Annotated in this window: 12 protein-coding genes; 6 read left to right on the forward strand and 6 right to left on the reverse strand. The window is 73.4% G+C overall.

The window, feature by feature from the left end:
• Positions 1 to 183: 183 nt before the first annotated feature.
• From FIC82_RS04760 to FIC82_RS04775, 4 genes are all read right to left on the reverse strand, one after another.
• A complete protein-coding gene (locus tag FIC82_RS04760; protein WP_253691462.1) occupies positions 184 to 1,482 on the reverse strand; it encodes a PrsW family intramembrane metalloprotease in 1,299 nt (432 codons plus the stop codon).
• 180 nt (positions 1,483 to 1,662) lie between these two features.
• Complete coding sequence (locus FIC82_RS04765) at positions 1,663 to 2,082, reverse strand: transferase (protein ID WP_154797761.1); 420 nt, start codon at positions 2,080 to 2,082, stop codon at positions 1,663 to 1,665.
• Between the two features lie 147 nt (positions 2,083 to 2,229).
• Complete coding sequence (locus FIC82_RS04770; RefSeq protein ID WP_154797467.1) at positions 2,230 to 3,447, reverse strand: IS30 family transposase; 1,218 nt, start codon at positions 3,445 to 3,447, stop codon at positions 2,230 to 2,232.
• A 636-nt stretch (positions 3,448 to 4,083) separates the two neighbouring features.
• Positions 4,084 to 5,085, reverse strand: coding sequence for a LacI family DNA-binding transcriptional regulator (locus FIC82_RS04775; protein WP_154797762.1), 1,002 nt, complete (start codon positions 5,083 to 5,085; stop codon positions 4,084 to 4,086).
• A 201-nt stretch (positions 5,086 to 5,286) separates the two neighbouring features.
• Here FIC82_RS04775 and FIC82_RS04780 point away from each other — a divergent pair, with 201 nt between their 5' ends.
• From FIC82_RS04780 to aspA, 6 genes are all read left to right on the forward strand, one after another.
• Positions 5,287 to 6,573: an extracellular solute-binding protein gene (locus FIC82_RS04780; RefSeq protein ID WP_154797763.1), complete on the forward strand. Its 1,287-nt coding sequence runs from the start codon at positions 5,287 to 5,289 to the stop codon at positions 6,571 to 6,573.
• Between the two features lie 8 nt (positions 6,574 to 6,581).
• Positions 6,582 to 7,607, forward strand: a complete 1,026-nt coding sequence (locus tag FIC82_RS04785) for a carbohydrate ABC transporter permease (protein ID WP_154797764.1) — start codon at positions 6,582 to 6,584, stop codon at positions 7,605 to 7,607.
• Positions 7,607 to 8,500: a carbohydrate ABC transporter permease gene (locus FIC82_RS04790; RefSeq protein WP_154797765.1), complete on the forward strand. Its 894-nt coding sequence runs from the start codon at positions 7,607 to 7,609 to the stop codon at positions 8,498 to 8,500. The genes FIC82_RS04785 and FIC82_RS04790 overlap by 1 nt, the downstream gene beginning before the upstream one ends.
• A 173-nt stretch (positions 8,501 to 8,673) precedes the next feature.
• The gene (locus FIC82_RS04795; protein ID WP_154799836.1) at positions 8,674 to 11,151 is read left to right on the forward strand and encodes a beta-xylosidase/alpha-l-arabinosidase; all 2,478 of its coding nucleotides are present in this window, start codon (positions 8,674 to 8,676) and stop codon (positions 11,149 to 11,151) included.
• A complete protein-coding gene (locus tag FIC82_RS04800) occupies positions 11,148 to 12,740 on the forward strand; it encodes a glycoside hydrolase family 43 protein (RefSeq protein WP_154797766.1) in 1,593 nt (530 codons plus the stop codon). The genes FIC82_RS04795 and FIC82_RS04800 overlap by 4 nt, the downstream gene beginning before the upstream one ends.
• A 72-nt stretch (positions 12,741 to 12,812) precedes the next feature.
• The gene (gene aspA / locus FIC82_RS04805; protein ID WP_154797767.1) at positions 12,813 to 14,345 is read left to right on the forward strand and encodes an aspartate ammonia-lyase; all 1,533 of its coding nucleotides are present in this window, start codon (positions 12,813 to 12,815) and stop codon (positions 14,343 to 14,345) included.
• An 82-nt stretch (positions 14,346 to 14,427) separates the two neighbouring features.
• On the opposite strand, the gene FIC82_RS04810 is transcribed toward aspA, so the two are convergent.
• Together FIC82_RS04810 and FIC82_RS04815 are read right to left on the reverse strand one after the other, a co-directional pair.
• Positions 14,428 to 15,069: an META domain-containing protein gene (locus FIC82_RS04810; RefSeq protein ID WP_154797768.1), complete on the reverse strand. Its 642-nt coding sequence runs from the start codon at positions 15,067 to 15,069 to the stop codon at positions 14,428 to 14,430.
• Positions 15,070 to 15,093: 24 nt separating this feature from the next.
• A complete protein-coding gene (locus FIC82_RS04815) occupies positions 15,094 to 15,297 on the reverse strand; it encodes a hypothetical protein (protein ID WP_154797769.1) in 204 nt (67 codons plus the stop codon).
• Between the last annotated feature and the right edge of the window lie 14 nt (positions 15,298 to 15,311).

Genomic DNA, 15,311 nt, shown 5'->3' on the forward strand with positions numbered 1-15,311 from the left:
GCACAACGTCCGGCTGCGAGACCTCGCCCACCGTGCCGTCCACGAAGGCACCTCATCCGAGCCGAACGGCGCGCGGCCAGAATCGCAGCACTGCTCCGAAAGCCCGCACCCCGGAAGTACCAGGACGGCCCGGGGTGCCGGACCTGCTTCCAGCAGCCTCACGGCAGAGGCGGGAGACACGCCCTAGTACGCGCCCTGCCCGGGAGCCCACGCGTCGGACGTGAAGCCGGACGGCGCGCCCGGCGACCACGGTGCGGGCGGCGGCTGCGGCGTCCGGACGAGGAACGCCTGGCGTGCGGTCAGCATGAGCTGCAGCAGCGCGCGGCGCTGCCCCTCGACCCGCCACGCCTCGACCGCGCCTCGCGCGACGCGGTCGTGGAGCAGCGCGAGCTCGGTCGCCGCCTGCTGGTAGTCGCGCATCGCGTGCGCAGCGCCGGTGCCACCCGTGCGGCGGGCCCAGTCGCGCGCCTGGCGCCGGGCCTTGAGCGTCGAGAGCATCGTGAGGTCGGCGGGCGTGACCAGCCCCGTGGGGACGTACGGGACGAGCTGGCGCTGGATCGTCGCGACCGTGCGGCGACGGTCCCGGACGAGCAGCACGATCAGCGTGACGAGGACGCCGAGCCCCGCGAGGTACGCGACCCCGAGCGCGAGCGTGCCGAAGCCGGTCGAGGCGTTCCACAGCATGTGGAGCGCGATGGCGGCGGCGAGGCCGCCGAGGGGGGCGAGGACGCGCCGCGGTCCGGGCGGGCTCGTGGCCGCGCTCGCGACGCCCAGCCCCGTGAGCGCGGTGCACAGCGGGTGCAGCAGCGGCGTGACGAGCGCGCGCAGGACGAACGTCGGCCCGAGCGTGCCGTCCTGCGCCGCCATGATGAAGTACGTGACGTTCTCGACCGCCGCGAAACCGAGCGCGACCATCGCCGCGTAGATGACGCCGTCGGTCCAGCCGTCGATCTCGTGCCGGCGGAACCACAGCATGCCGAACAGCACCGCACCCTTGAGGATCTCCTCGACGAACGGCGCCCCGAACGACGCGACGACGTACCAGCCGACCTCCTCGCCGAACAGCGGCGCGGTGAGCAGCTCGAGCCCGAGCGTGTTGAGGATCCCCGCGACGAGCGTCGCGATCCCGGCCCCCCACAGGAACGCCACGACGAGCGCGCTCGGCGGCTCCGGCTCCAGCCGGTCGAGCGCGAGGACCACCGGCAGCCAGATGCCGAGCGGCACGAGCGCGAGGAGGAGTCCGACGGTGAACGTCCCGACGCCCGACAGCGCCGCGAGCACGAGACCCACGAGCAGGCACAGGCTCGCGACGGCGATGGTCACGATGACGCCGACGCGCGCCCGGCCCGGGGGGCGACCCTCCAGGACCGCGCGCGGGTCGAGCGGCACCGCGATGCCCGCAGGACCCTGCGGGTGCGGGGGCACCGGCGTCGGCTGCGGGTGCGGCGGAGGGACGGCAGGGCCGTGCGGCGGGTACGTCACGGGCGGTAAGGCTACGCACCCGGGCGCCGCGGGGGAAAGGTGTCCGCCGGTGGTGGCGCCGACCCCGGGGTTGCGGGCGAGGCGGTCGCCGAACCCGGGATGCCGCCGGGCTCGGCGCGAGACGTGCCGACGACCCCGGGGTCGTCGGCCGTGAGCGGGGTCTGAAGGCTGTGGTGGTTCCTAGGCGGCGACGTCGTAGCCGGACCGGACGCCGCCCCGGCGGCGCACGGTGGCGTCGTCGGGCACGATCTCGTCCGGCGGGACGACGGCGCCCGGCTCCACGAGGACGCGGCGCCCGACGCGCGCGCCGCTGCCCACGCGGGCGCGGTCGCCGACCCGGGTCTCGGGGGAGAGGCGCACGTTGTCGCCGACGCGGACGTCACGCCCGAGGACGACGTCCCGGTCGATCCAGCTCCCTTCGCCGAGCTCGCAGCCGTGCCCGATGACGGCCCCCTTCTCGACGTACGTGCCCGACCCGACGGGGACGGACTCGGGGACGCGCGCGTGCGGCGACACGAGGCCGCCGCCGGTGTGGCGCTCGTAGTGCATGATCTCGCCGTAGTCGTTCTCGACCTGGACACGGCGTGCGAGGCGGGCCATCTGACCTCCTCAGGGTCTGTCGGCGGTGTTCTGCTGACATAACGTCGGAGCGCTGCCCAGGATTCCACCGCGGTCGGGTGGTAGCGCAGAACCCGGTCCGCCGAGGTAGAACCTTGGTCTCAACCGGTCATCGCAACATCGGGTTGGTCAGGTTGGTGAGAGTAGCGCGGCGAGCTTCTCGGCGGGGGTGGCCCAGCCGAGGGTTTGGCGGGGTCGGGTGTTGAGGGCGTCTGCGACGTCTTCGAGGTCGGATGCGGGGTGCACGGACAGGTCGGTGCCTTTGGGGTAGTACTGGCGTAGGAGCCCGTTGGTGTTCTCGTTGCTGCCGCGCTGCCAGGGTGCGTGCGGGTCGCAGAAGAACAGGTCGATGGGATCGGTGAATCCGATGTCGATGCCGACGTTCGGTGTCATCTCTCGGCCCCGGTCCCAGGTGAGGGTGCGTCGTAGGTGCTCGGGCAGGGCCCGGATCTTGGTCCGCATCGCTTCTGCGACCTGCTCGGCGGCGTAGCCGTGCGGCAGGTGCAGCAGCATCACGAACCGGGTGCTGCGCTCGACCAGGGTCCCGATCGCGGACTTGTTGCCGGCACCGATGATCAGATCGCCCTCCCAGTGGCCCGGCACGGCGCGGTCGGCGATCTCGGCCGGGCGTTCGCTGATCAGGACATCGGGCGGTAGCAGGCGTTGCCCCTGACGCTTGGTGCGGGCCTGGGCCCGAGGGCGGCGGCGGGCGCGTCCGGTCCGCAGCGCGGTGTGCAGCTCGGCGCGCAGCCCGCCACGGCCCTGGACATACAACGCCTGATAGATCGCCTCGTGACTGATCCGCATCGACTCATCATCGGGGAAGTCGACCGGGAGGCGGTTCGCGATCTGCTGCGGGCTCCACACCCGTGCGCGGCGGCTGTCCGGTCGCACGGTGCCGTCCAGCCGGTCGCAGACATAGCCCGCCAGGCGCGGGTCGAGCGCGAGCTTGCGCCGATCCTGTTTGGGACGCGCGGCCTGCCGGTCGCGGTGGGCCTGCGCGACCGAGGGCACATACCGACCATCGCTCGCCCGCCGGCCCGGGTTGGTCAACTCACGCCAGATCGTCGAGCGTGGACGGCCCAGCCGCCGCCCGATCGCCGCGTACGAATGACCCTCGGCACGCAGCAACGCCATCCGCTCGCGTTCTTCGAACGACACGAACCGGCCCGTGGGCGCGGCGAGATCGATATCAGGCACCCCGCCAGACTCAGCGATCCAGGCCTGCACCGTGCGGGTCGACACGCCCACCCCCGCGGCCGCCGCGACCACAGGCACGCCATCGACGAACGCCCGCCAGAACTCCCGCCGCCACTGCCGCGGCACCGACACCCCACCACGCACCATCCGAAAACACCCCTCGAATCAGGATGTTGCGATGACCAGTTGAGACCGCCAACCCTGGTCTGCCGAGATAGAACCGTGGTCGCGCGAGGTAGAACCGTGGTTGGCCGAGGTAGAGCCCTGGTTCTCGTGCCCGACGGCGGTCTGGTCGCCTTGGGTGGGCGGGGTGGGTGGTGGTGCCGCGTCTACCATCCGCCGCTCGTTCCTCGCGGCTCCCGCCAGGCCCGCCACGACGCGGCACCACCACCCACCCCGCCCGGTATCGCCTCACCCTGGTCGCCGCTCACCTCAGGCGACCGCCCGCGCGCCGGGCCCCCGCCGTCGAGCAGGTGGTCTGGGCGCGTCGTGCTCTTCTGACGCACCCGGATCGCCTGCTCGACCTGCCAGGACCGCCTGGTCGACCATGTCAGGTGACTCGGTCGCGGTGAGCGGCCGACCGTCGTCGGACACGACGCGCCCATGGTGGGTGGCCCACCGGCGCCCGTACGAGCAAGACGGGCCCAGGCCCGACCCGCACTCCCGAGACCGAACGACCGCTCTACCTGGCGTGACCACGGGTCTATCTCGCGTGACCACGGGTCTCTCTCGCGGGACCGCGGTTCTCTCTCGCGCGACCGGTGATCGGGTGATCGGGGGGGGTCAGAGGGGGCGGGTGGTGCCGCGGGTGACGAGGGTCGTGGGGAGGCGGACGTGGGGTTCGCGGGGGTTGCCCTCGACGAGGTCGACGATGAGGCGCAGGGCTTCGGCGCCCATGCGGTGGATCGGCTGGTCGACCGTCGTCAGGGGCGGGGTGGTGAGCGCCGACTCGGGGACGTTGTCGAACCCGACGACGGAGACGTCGTCGGGCACGCGCAGACCGAGCTCCGCGGCGACCTCCATGGTGCGGATCGCGGAGAGGTCGTTGGCGGCGAAGATCGCGGTGGGGCGCTCGGGGAGCGAGAGCAGCTCGTGCGCGGGGGAGTCGGCGAGGTCGGGGCGGTAGCCGCCGACGCGGACGAGATCGGGGTCGAACGGGACGCCGGCGTCGGCGAGCGCCTCGCGGTAGCCCTGCTCGCGCAGGCGCGCGGACTCCAGGTCGGGGCGGCCGGCGAGGAACCCGATGCGCCGGTGGCCCAGCGACAGCAGGTGCTCGGTCGCGGCACGGGCGCCGGCGAGGTTGTCGGAGTCGACGGTCGGGGGGCCGGACGGGCCGCGGTGCGGGTCGACGGCGACGACGGGGACGGAGCTGCCCGGCGCGACGACGGTCGGTGTGACGAGGATGGCGCCGTCGATGAGCGTGCCGCCGAGCCGGGAGAGGTAGCGCTGCTCCCAGCCGACGCGGTCGTCGCGGCGCTGGCCGCCGGAGTAGGCGAGCAGCTCGTAGCCGGTGCCGTCGACGGCCTCGGAGATGCCCTTGAGCAGCTCGGTGGAGAACGGCTCGAACTCGGCGACGAGGATGCCGATGACGTTGGTGCGGCTGCTGCGCAGGCTGCGCGCGACGATCGACGACTCGTACCCGAGGCGGTCGATGACCTCCTGGACGTGGCGCGAGGTCTCGACGGCGACCCCGTACCGGCCGTTGATGACCTTGGAGACGGTCGCCACGGAGACGCCGGCGTCGCGTGCGACGTCACCGATCGTGACTCTTCCCGTGGGGCGCATGGGGACGACAGTAGCCCGTGCCCCGGGGTGCGGGGCTCGTCGCCCGCCTCGTCCCACCCGTCGTGTGTAAAACGTTATCGATAACGATTGACACGACGACCCTCCGCCTGCGAGAGTCGCCGTGGCGGCCCCGACGCGGAGGCGGCCCGGCGCGCTCGAGGCAGCGTGCGCCCTGTGCGACTCGACGAAGAGGACGGAACGATGAAGTCTCGAAAGCTCCTGGCGGCGACCGCCGTCGCGATGGCGAGCACGCTCGCGCTCTCGGCCTGCGGAGGCGGGGGCGACTCCGGCTCGGAGGACGGCTCGGTCTCGATGACCTTCTGGCACAACTCCACGACCGGTGACGGCAAGGCGTACTGGGAGGACACGGTCGCGGCGTTCGAGGAGGCGAACCCCGGCGTCACGATCGAGATCCAGGCCATCCAGAACGAGGACATGGACGGCAAGCTCCAGACGGCCCTCAACTCGGGCGACGCGCCCGACATCTTCATGGCTCGCGGCGGCGGCAAGCTCGCCGACGTCGTCGAGGCCGGCCAGGCCAAGGACCTCACCGACCTGATCGACCCGGCGGTGAAGGAGGCGGTCGGCGGCTCGCTGAGCGCCATGACCGTCGACGACAAGGTCTACGGCGTGCCCGTGTCGATCCTGCCGGGCGGCCTGTTCTACAGCGCGGACCTGTTCGAGGCGGCGGGCGTCACCGAGAACCCGGCGACGATCCCCGACCTGGAGGCCGCGAACGAGAAGCTGCGCGCGAGCGGCGTCGCGCCCATCGCCCTCGGCGCCAAGGACGCGTGGCCGGCCGCGCACTGGTACTACTTCTTCGCCCTGCGCTACTGCTCTCAGGACACCATGAACGAGGCCGCCTCCACGCGGACGTTCGACGCCCCGTGCTGGACCGAGGCCGGCGAGGCGCTCGCGGACTTCGCCGCGACGGAGCCGTTCAACGAGGGCTTCCTCACGACCTCCGCGCAGCAGGGCGCCGGCTCGTCGGCCGGCCTGCTGGCGAACCACCAGGCCGCGATGGAGCTCATGGGCGCCTGGGACCCGGGCGTCATCGCCTCGCTCACGCCCGACGGCCAGCCGCTGCCCGACCTCCAGTGGTTCCCGTTCCCCGAGGTCGAGGACGGTGAGGGCGAGCCCGGCGCGATGATGGGCGGCGTCGACGGCTACTCGTGCTCCGCGGACGCCCCGGACGAGTGCGCCGACTTCCTCAACTTCGCGCTGTCGAAGGAGTCGCAGGAGGCCTACGCCGACGCGTTCCAGACGCTCCCCGCGAGCTCCGAGGCGCAGGGCGTCGTCACCGACCCGGCTCTCGTCTCGATCCTCGAGGCGTACAACGAGGCGCCGTACGTCTCCGTCTGGCTCGACACGCTCTACGGCCAGAACATCGGCAACGCCCTGAACACGGCCGTCGTCAACCTGCTGGCCGGCCAGGGCAGCCCCGAGGACATCGTCCAGGCCGTCAACGACGCAGCGGCCAAGGAGTAGCACCAGCCATGAGCGTGTCCCAGGGCGAGACCTCGCCGAGCACGACGACGCCCGAGGACCGGGCCGGGGGCGGCGCCGGCGCCGTGCAGCCGCCCCCGGCCGCCGCGGCGCGGGCCCACCGCCCGCGCCGCGGGCGCTGGGGGCAGCGGGCCGAGATCGCGGTGCTCGCCGGGCCCGCGCTCGTCGTCTTCCTGACCTTCGTCATCGTCCCCGTCGTGATGGCGGCGTACTACGGGTTCTTCAAGTGGAAGGGCTTCGGCCCGCCGACGGAGTTCGTCGGGTTCGACAACTACCTCATCATCTTCCGCGACCCCGAGTTCCTCGCGGCGCTGGGGCACAACGCGTTCATCGTCATCATGTCGCTCGTGCTCCAGGGCCCGGTCGCCGTGGTCGTGGCGCTCATGCTCAACCGGCGCATCCGCGGCCGCTCGGTGATCCGCGTGCTCGTGTTCGTGCCGTACGTGGTGTCCGAGGTGATCGTCGGGACGGGCTTCAGCCTCATGCTCGCGACCACGGGCGCCGTGAACGACCTGCTCGACAAGATCGGTCTCGGGTTCCTCTCGGTCGACTGGCTCGCCGACCCCGACGTCGCGATCTGGACCCTGCTGCTCATCATCACGTGGAAGTACATCGGCTTCGCCGTGATCCTCTTCCTCGCGGGCCTGCAGGGCATCCCCGACGAGCTGGGGGAGGCCGCGGCGATCGACGGCGCGTCGTACTGGACGACGCAGCGCTACGTCACGCTCCCGCTGCTCGGCCCGACCGTCCGCATCTGGGCGTTCCTGTCGATCATCGGCTCGCTCCAGCTCTTCGACCTCGTCTACATCATCTGGGGCCAGTACGTGGCCTCGACGGCGGGGACGTCGACCATGGCGACCTACATGGTGGCGAACGGCCGCAACGCGGGGAACTACGGGTACGGCAGCGCGGTCGCCGTGGTGCTGTTCCTCATCTCGCTCGCGGTGGCGCTCGTCTACCAGCGGTACGTCCTGCGCCGTGACACCGAGGGCGCGATCACGGAAGGGAAGAAGTGATGGCCACCGTCACCGCGGCGCCCGCGCCCGAGCGTGCCCCCGGCGCCAAGCTCCCGAAGGAGCCGCGCGGCTCCGGCATCGGGCGGGGCGGCCCCCTGACCTACGTCGTCGCGTGGTTGCTCGTCGGCGTGTGCCTGGCCCCGATCGCGTACATCGTGGTCGGTGGGTTCCGCACGAACGCGCAGATCACGGCCGACCCGTCGGGCCTGCCCGACCCGTGGCAGCTCGACAACTACGTCGGGGTCCTGACGAGCTCGCTGTTCTGGCAGCAGCTCGGGAACTCGCTCGTCGCCGCGCTGCTCACGACCCTCGGCGTCGTCGTCCTCGGCCTCATGGCGAGCTACGTCATCGCGCGCTACTCGTTCGCCGGGCGCGGGGCGCTGTACGCGCTGTTCGCCGCGGGCCTCATGTTCCCCATGACCGTCGCGATCACCCCGCTGTACATCATGATCCGCTCGCTCGGCCTGATGAACTCCGTGGGCGGGCTCGTGCTGCCGCAGATCGCTTTCGCCCTCCCGACGACCGTCATCATCCTCGTCCCGTTCCTGCGCGCGATCCCGCGCGAGATCGAGGAGGCGGCGTCGATCGACGGGGCCAGCCGGCTCGGGTTCTTCTTCCGCATGGTCGTGCCGCTGTCCCTGCCGGGCGTCATCACCGTGGGGATCCTCGCGTTCGTCGCGAGCTGGAACAGCTACATGCTCCCGCTCTTCATCCTCAACGACGAGACGTCGTACACGCTCCCGCTGGGCGTGCAGGCGTTCGCGTCGCAGTACTCCGTGGACACCGCCCGCGTGCTCGCCTTCACGTCCCTGTCGATGATCCCCGCGCTCGTCTTCTTCTCGCTGTTCGAGCGGCGCATCGTCGGCGGGCTCTCCGGAGCCGTGAAGGGCTGACCGCCCGCTCGTCCGCGCACCCGTCCCCGCCCGCGCGCCCTGCGCGGGCGGGGCCACCATCGAAGGAGAACGGTCCCGTGACCGACGTCGTACCCGCCGTCCCGACGGCCCCCACCGGCAGCCCGGAGCCGGGTGCCGCCATCGCGCCTGCCCCGCACCCCGGGCCGCCGCAGATGCCCACGGTCTCCGAGCGCGTGCGCGCGCTCCACGCCCGCATGACCCTCGACGAGAAGCTCGCCCAGCTCGTGGGCTACTGGCTCGACCAGAACGGCACGGTCGCGCCGATGCAGTCGGAGATGACGGCGGGCCAGGCCGACGGCGGCCGGCTCGCCGAGATCACGCGGCACGGCATGGGGCACTACACGCGCGTCTACGGCACGCGACCCGTCGAGCCCGCGGAGCGCGCCGCGTGGCTGTGGGCGGAGCAGCGCCGGCTGAAGGAGGAGACCCGCCTGGGGATCCCCGCGATCGTGCACGAGGAGTGCCTCACGGGCCTCGCCGCGTGGAAGGCTGCGACGTACCCGACGCCGCTCGCGTGGGGCGCGTCGTTCGACCCGGCGCTGGTCGAGGAGATGGCGCGCGAGGTCGGGGAGTCGATGCGCGCGCTCGGCGTGCACCAGGGCCTCGCGCCCGTTCTCGACGTCGTGCGGGACCCGCGCTGGGGCCGGGTGGACGAGTGCGTGGGCGAGGACCCGTACCTCGTGGGCACGGTGGGCACGGCGTACGTGCGCGGCCTCCAGGACGCGGGCGTGCACGCGACCCTCAAGCACTTCGTCGGGTACTCGGGCTCGCGCGCCGGCCGCAACCACGCGCCGGTGAGCGCGGGGCCGCGCGAGCTCGCGGACGTCTACCTCCCGCCGTTCGAGATGGCCGTGCGCGACGGCGGCGCCCGGTCGGTCATGGCGTCGTACGTCGACGTCGACGGGGTGCCGCTGCACGCCAGCGAGGAGTACCTCACGGGTGTCCTGCGCGAGCGGTGGGGGTTCGACGGCGTCGTCGTCGCCGACTACTTCGGCGTCGCGTTCCTCGAGGTCATGCACCGCGTCGCGGCCGACCGCGGGGAGGCCGCCGCGCAGGCGCTCCAGGCCGGCCTCGACGTCGAGCTCCCGACGGGCGACGCCTACCTCGCGCCGCTCGCGGAGCGCGTGCGGTCGGGCGCGCTCGACGAGGCATGGGTCGACCGCGCGGTCCTGCGCCTCCTCGACCAGAAGGAGGAGCTCGGCCTGCTCGACCCGGCCGCCTACGCCGACGAGCCGCCCACGTCGATCGACCTCGACACCCCCCAGCAGCGCGCCACCGCGCGCCGCCTCGCGCAGGAGTCGCTCGTGCTGCTCGCGAACGACGGCGTGCTGCCGCTCGTGCGGCCCGTGGTCCCCGACAGCGGAACCGCCGCGGACGGCGGGACGACCGCTCCCCGGCGGGTCGCCGTCGTCGGGCCCGACGCGGACTCGTCCGAGGCGCTCATGGGCTGCTACTCGTTCGTCAACCACGTGCTCGCGCACCACCCCGGCACGCCGGCGGGCATCGCCCTGCCGACGGTCCTGGAGTCGCTGCGCGAGGCGCTCCCGGGCACCGACGTGACCTACGCGCTCGGCTGCGCGGTCGACGGCGACGACGTCTCGGGGATCCCCGAGGCGGTGGACGTCGCGCGCGCCGCGGACGTCGCGGTCGTCGTCGTGGGCGACGAGGCGGGTCTGTTCGGGCGGGGCACGGTCGGCGAGGGCAACGACGCCGAGTCGCTCGAGCTCCCGGGCGTGCAGCGCCGGCTCGTCGAGGAGGTCGTCGCGACCGGCACGCCCGTCGTGCTCGTGCTGCTCACGGGCCGTCCGTACGCGATCGGCTGGGCGTTCGGGGACGACGCGGGCGCGGACGGCGCGACCCCCGGCCGCCCGGCCGCCGTCGTGCAGGGCTTCTTCCCCGGCGAGGAGGGCGGGCGCGCGGTGGCCGACGTGCTCGTGGGTGCCGTCAACCCGTCGGGCCGCCTGCCCGTGTCGCTCCCGCGCGCGGGCGGGGCGGAGCCCTTCTCCTACCTGCACCCCGTGCTCGGCGGGCCGTCGGACGTGACGTCCGCGGACCCGACGCCCGTGCGGCCGTTCGGGTTCGGGCTGTCGTACACGCGGTTCGCGTACGCGGACCTGGAGGTCGACGCGAGCGTCGCCGCGGGCGGGACGTTCGCCGCGTCCGTGACGGTGACGAACACGGGCGACGTCGCGGGAACGGACGTCGTGCAGCTCTACGCGCGCGACGTCGTGGGGTCGGTGCCGCGACCCGTCGCGCAGCTCCTCGGGTACGCGCGCGTCGACCTCGCCGCGGGCGAGTCCCGGCGCGTGGACTTCCGCGTCCCGACGACGCGCCTCGCGTTCTCCGACCGCCGCCTCGTGCGCGTGGTCGAGCCGGGCGACGTCGAGGTGTGGGTCGGCGCGCACGCGGGCGCGGTCGACGCCGCCCCCGGGGTCGGCGACCTCGGGTCGACGACCGGCGGCGCGATCGTCAACGAGTCCGCCGCCGCGGAGCGCCGGGTCGTGCCCGGCGCGGCGACCGCGCGCGCGACGCTCGCCGTGACCGGGCCGGTGCACGAGGTGACGGCCGCGGACGAGCGCCTCGTCGCGGTCGAGGTCTCGGAGCGGGTCGAGGCGGGGGAGCGCGCATGACGCTCGTCCGGAACCCGGTCCTGCCCGGCTGCTTCCCCGACCCGTCGGTCTGCCGCGTCGGCGACGACTTCTACCTCGTCACGTCCACGTTCGAGTACCTGCCCGGCCTGCCCGTGCTGCGCAGCCGCGACCTCGCGACGTGGGAGCACGTCGGGGGCGTCGTCGACCGGTCGGGTCAGCTCGACTACGACGGCATCCGCCCGTCAGGCGGCCTGTACGCGCCGACGCTGCGTCACCACGACGGCACGTTCTGGGTCGTGTGCACGCTCGTGGACCCGGACGACGACTCCCGGGGCGGCAACTTCGTCATGACCGCGACCGACCCGGCCGGGCCGTGGTCCGACCCGGTGTGGCTGCGCGACGAGGACGGCGAGCGGGTCGCCGGGATCGACCCGTCGATCTTCTTCGACGACGACGGCCGCGCGTGGCTGCACGGGACCCGGCTCGCGGCCGAGCCCGAGTGGTTCCACCAGACCGAGGTCTGGGTGCGCGAGCTCGACCTCGCGACGCTCACGCTCGTCGGCCCGGAGCACGTCGTGTGGACGGGGGCCGTGCGGGGCGCGGTGTGGGCCGAGGGCCCGCACCTCTACAAGGTCGACGGGACGTACTACCTGCTCGCGGCCGAGGGCGGCACGGACTTCCACCACGCGGTGTCCGTCGCGCGCGCGTCGTCCGTGACCGGCCCGTACGAGGGGAACAAGGCCAACCCCGTGCTGACCCACCGCCACCTGGGGCGCGGCACGGACGTCGTCGGCGTCGGGCACGCGGACCTCGTCGAGGCGCCCGACGGGTCGTGGTGGGCCGTGCTCCTCGCGATGCGCCCGTACGGCGGCTACCACTACCCGCTCGGGCGCGAGACGTTCCTCGTCCCCGTCGTGTGGGAGGACGGCTGGCCCGTCCTCGCGCCTGGTGAGGGCCGCGTGCCCGACGTCGTGGAGGTCCCGTTCGCGGGCGTGGCGCCCCGGCCGGCGATCCAGGGCGGGGTGAGCGGCGTCGTCGGCCCGGACGACCCGCGCTGGTGCGCGGTACGGGCCGTGCCGCGGGACGTCGCGACCCCGGGCGGCGAGGGCTGGGACCTGCCCGTGCGGCCGACGACGCTCGCCGAGCCGGGCGCGCCCGCGTTCGTCGGCGTGCGCCAGCAGCACCGCGACGTCGACGTGACCGTCACGCTGCGGGCCCCTGCCGTCGCGGGGGAGCGTGCGGGCGTCGTCGTGCGGCAGTCGGAGCAGGACCACGTGCGGCTCCTGGTCGACGGCGGCCCGGGGGCCGAGCGCCGCGTCGTCGCCGTGCACCGCCGCGGCGGCACGGACGAGACGGTGGGGGAGACCACGGTGGGCGTCGCGCCCATGGAGCCTGTCGTCGTCGGGCTGCGCGTGCGCGGTCAGGACTACGGGCTCGTCGCCGGTCCGGCGGGCGACGACGACGGCGCGCCGCTCGAGCTGCTCGCGACCGTGGACGGTCGCACGCTCGACAGCGTCGCCGCGGGCGGGTTCCTCGGGTTGTGGCTCGGCGTCCACGCGACGAGCGAGGGCCGCCCGACGGCGTCGGTCGTGCGGGTGGACCGGTTCGAGTACGTGCCGCGCGACTGAGGGCCACCGCTCGACCGCGCGCCCGGCCGCCCTCGCCGGGTCGCGGCCCGCCGCGAGCGCTACGGTCGGGGCATGGTGGCGAGCGGTGCGACCCGGGTCGAGGCGGACCTGCTCGGGACGAGGGAGGTCCCGGCGGACGCGTACTGGGGCATCCACACCCTGCGTGCCACGGAGAACTTCCAGATCTCCGGCACGGTGATCAGCGACATCCCCGAGCTCGTGCGCGGCATGGTCATGGTGAAGAAGGCGGCGGCGCTCGCGAACCGGGAGCTGCGGGCGATCCAGACGGACGTCGCCGACGCCATCGTCGCCGCGTGCGACGAGATCCTCGACCACGGCCGCTGCCTCGACCAGTTCCCCGTCGACGTCTTCCAGGGCGGGGCGGGCACGAGCGTCAACATGAACACCAACGAGGTCGTCGCGAACCTCGCGCTGGAGCTCGCCGGGTTCCCCAAGGGCCGCTACGACGTCATCAACCCGAACGACCACGTGAACAGGTCGCAGTCCACCAACGACGCCTACCCGACCGGGTTCCGCCTCGCGGCGTTCGCGCTCGTCGACGGGCTCGTGCACGAGGTCGCGCTCCTCGCGCGGGCGTTCGACACGAAGGCCGACGAGTTCGCCGACGTGCTGAAGATGGGCCGCACCCAGCTCCAGGACGCCGTCCCGATGAGCCTGGGCCAGGAGTTCGCCGGGTTCTCCGTGAACGTCCACGAGGAGATCCGCCGCCTCCACGTCGCCGCCGAGCTCCTGCTCGAGGTGAACCTCGGCGCGACCGCGATCGGCACCGGCCTGAACACCCCGCCGGGGTACCCCGAGGTCGCGACGCGGCACCTCGCCGCCGTGACGGGGCTGCCTGCCGTGCCCGCCGTGAACCTGGTCGAGGCCACCTACGACAACGGGGCGTACCTCGCCGTGCACTCCGCGGTGAAGCGGCTCGCGGCCAAGCTGTCGAAGATCTGCAACGACCTGCGGCTCCTGTCCTCCGGGCCACGTGCCGGGCTGCACGAGATCAACCTCCCCCAGCTGCAGGCCGGGTCGTCGATCATGCCCGCGAAGGTCAACCCCGTGATCCCCGAGGTCGTCAACCAGGTGTGCTTCAAGGTCATGGGCAACGACGTCACGATCACGCACGCCGCCGAGGCGGGGCAGCTCCAGCTCAACGTCATGGAGCCCGTCCTCGCCCAGTCGTTGTTCGAGTCGTTGCAGCTCATGACCCGGGCGTGCGAGACCCTGCGCACGCGCTGCGTCGACGGCGTCACGGCCAACGCGGAGGTGATGCGCGCCCACGTGCTGCGGTCCATCGGGGTCGTGACGTTCCTCAACGAGATCATCGGGCACCGGGAGGGCGACCTCGTCGGGGCGGAGGCCGCCGCGACCGGGCGGTCCGTGCGCGACGTCGTCGTGGCACGGGGCCTCATGACCCCCGAGCAGGTCGACGAGGTCCTCTCGGCGGAGAACTTCCTGCGCCCGCGCTACACCGGCCGGACGTACGGCCCCGACGAGCGAGGCATCCCCGACCCGGGCGACGAGGGCGGGTCGTCCCGCGTCGTGGAGTCCGACGACGCCGTGGGAGCCCCGTCGGACCCCGAACCTGAGACCTGACGTCGAGATCGACTCGCACGTCCCAGATCGACCACCTGTGGGCCGATCTCGACCGCTCGGGTCGATCCCCGGTGGAGCGGTCTCATCCCCTGACGAGGCGCGCGATCTCCGTGCCGTCCTGGCCGACGAGCACCAGCCGACCGCCGTCCAGACCGACACGGGCGGCCGAGCCGACGTAGCCGGGGACCCCCTCTCCGTCGCACGCGATCAACGTCTGCAGGCCCGAGGTGGCGAGCAGGCGGCCGCCGTCGTCCAGGGCCCACGCGCCCGCGCCGCCGTTGCACCCGTCGGAGCCGGACCAGGTCCCGTCCTCGTGGAAGACGACGTGCGGGTCGGTGGAGTGGCGCGCGTCCGGCTCCCACCGCCCGACGACGTCCCGTACGGCGGCGGGCTCGATGCCGTCCGGGAGCGGGGCGGGCGGGTCGAACGCCGCGCGCACGTCGTCGGTCACGTCGGGGGCCTGCGCGAAGTGTTCCGCGGCGTCGGGGATCGGGGCCGGGGCGCCGTCGACCTGCAGCCCGGCGACGACGTCGCCGTCCGTGTCGAGGAGGCGCCAGCCCTCCCCGTCGGGCTCGTAGGCGACCACCGCGCGCAGCCAGGGGACCTCGGGGATCCCGGCCGCGCCGCACGCCGCGGCGGCGCCGTACGGGTCCGAGGCGACGAAGGCCCGGCCCGCCGCCTCCCACCCGCCCTCTACGTACCCGCCGCAGTCGCCCCAGAGCATGTACTGCCCCGCGTCGAGCCGTAGTCACGTCTCGAGGCCTTCGCCGTCCGCGCCGGAGACCCGCCACATCCCGACGAGCCCGACCGGGTCCGACCCGGGACCGTCGCGACCCGGGCTGCCGACCGCCCCGCCGTCGGGGGCGGTGCAGGCGGTGGTGAGACCGGCGGCCAGGAGGGTCGCGGCGGCGACCAGGGGTGCCGTCGTGCGCGTGGGCTCGTGTCCGGTCATGACTCGATCGTGTT

Origin of the sequence: Cellulosimicrobium protaetiae (assembly GCF_009708005.2) — a bacterium.
In the GTDB taxonomy this organism is placed as follows: Bacteria; Actinomycetota; Actinomycetes; order Actinomycetales; family Cellulomonadaceae; genus Cellulosimicrobium; species Cellulosimicrobium protaetiae.

Bases quoted from the DNA above. Each gene is read 5' to 3' on its own strand.
- FIC82_RS04765 (WP_154797761.1), bottom strand. From the start codon at position 2,082: ATGGCCCGCCTCGCACGCCGTGTCCAGGTCGAGAACGACTACGGCGAG.
- FIC82_RS04770 (WP_154797467.1), bottom strand. From the start codon at position 3,447: ATGGTGCGTGGTGGGGTGTCGGTGCCGCGGCAGTGGCGGCGGGAGTTC.
- FIC82_RS04775 (WP_154797762.1), bottom strand. From the start codon at position 5,085: ATGCGCCCCACGGGAAGAGTCACGATCGGTGACGTCGCACGCGACGCC.
- FIC82_RS04780 (WP_154797763.1), top strand. From the start codon at position 5,287: ATGAAGTCTCGAAAGCTCCTGGCGGCGACCGCCGTCGCGATGGCGAGC.
- FIC82_RS04785 (WP_154797764.1), top strand. From the start codon at position 6,582: ATGAGCGTGTCCCAGGGCGAGACCTCGCCGAGCACGACGACGCCCGAG.
- FIC82_RS04790 (WP_154797765.1), top strand. From the start codon at position 7,607: ATGGCCACCGTCACCGCGGCGCCCGCGCCCGAGCGTGCCCCCGGCGCC.
- FIC82_RS04795 (WP_154799836.1), top strand. From the start codon at position 8,674: ATGCCCACGGTCTCCGAGCGCGTGCGCGCGCTCCACGCCCGCATGACC.
- FIC82_RS04800 (WP_154797766.1), top strand. From the start codon at position 11,148: ATGACGCTCGTCCGGAACCCGGTCCTGCCCGGCTGCTTCCCCGACCCG.
- aspA (WP_154797767.1), top strand. From the start codon at position 12,813: ATGGTGGCGAGCGGTGCGACCCGGGTCGAGGCGGACCTGCTCGGGACG.
- FIC82_RS04810 (WP_154797768.1), bottom strand. From the start codon at position 15,069: ATGCTCTGGGGCGACTGCGGCGGGTACGTAGAGGGCGGGTGGGAGGCG.
- FIC82_RS04815 (WP_154797769.1), bottom strand. From the start codon at position 15,297: ATGACCGGACACGAGCCCACGCGCACGACGGCACCCCTGGTCGCCGCC.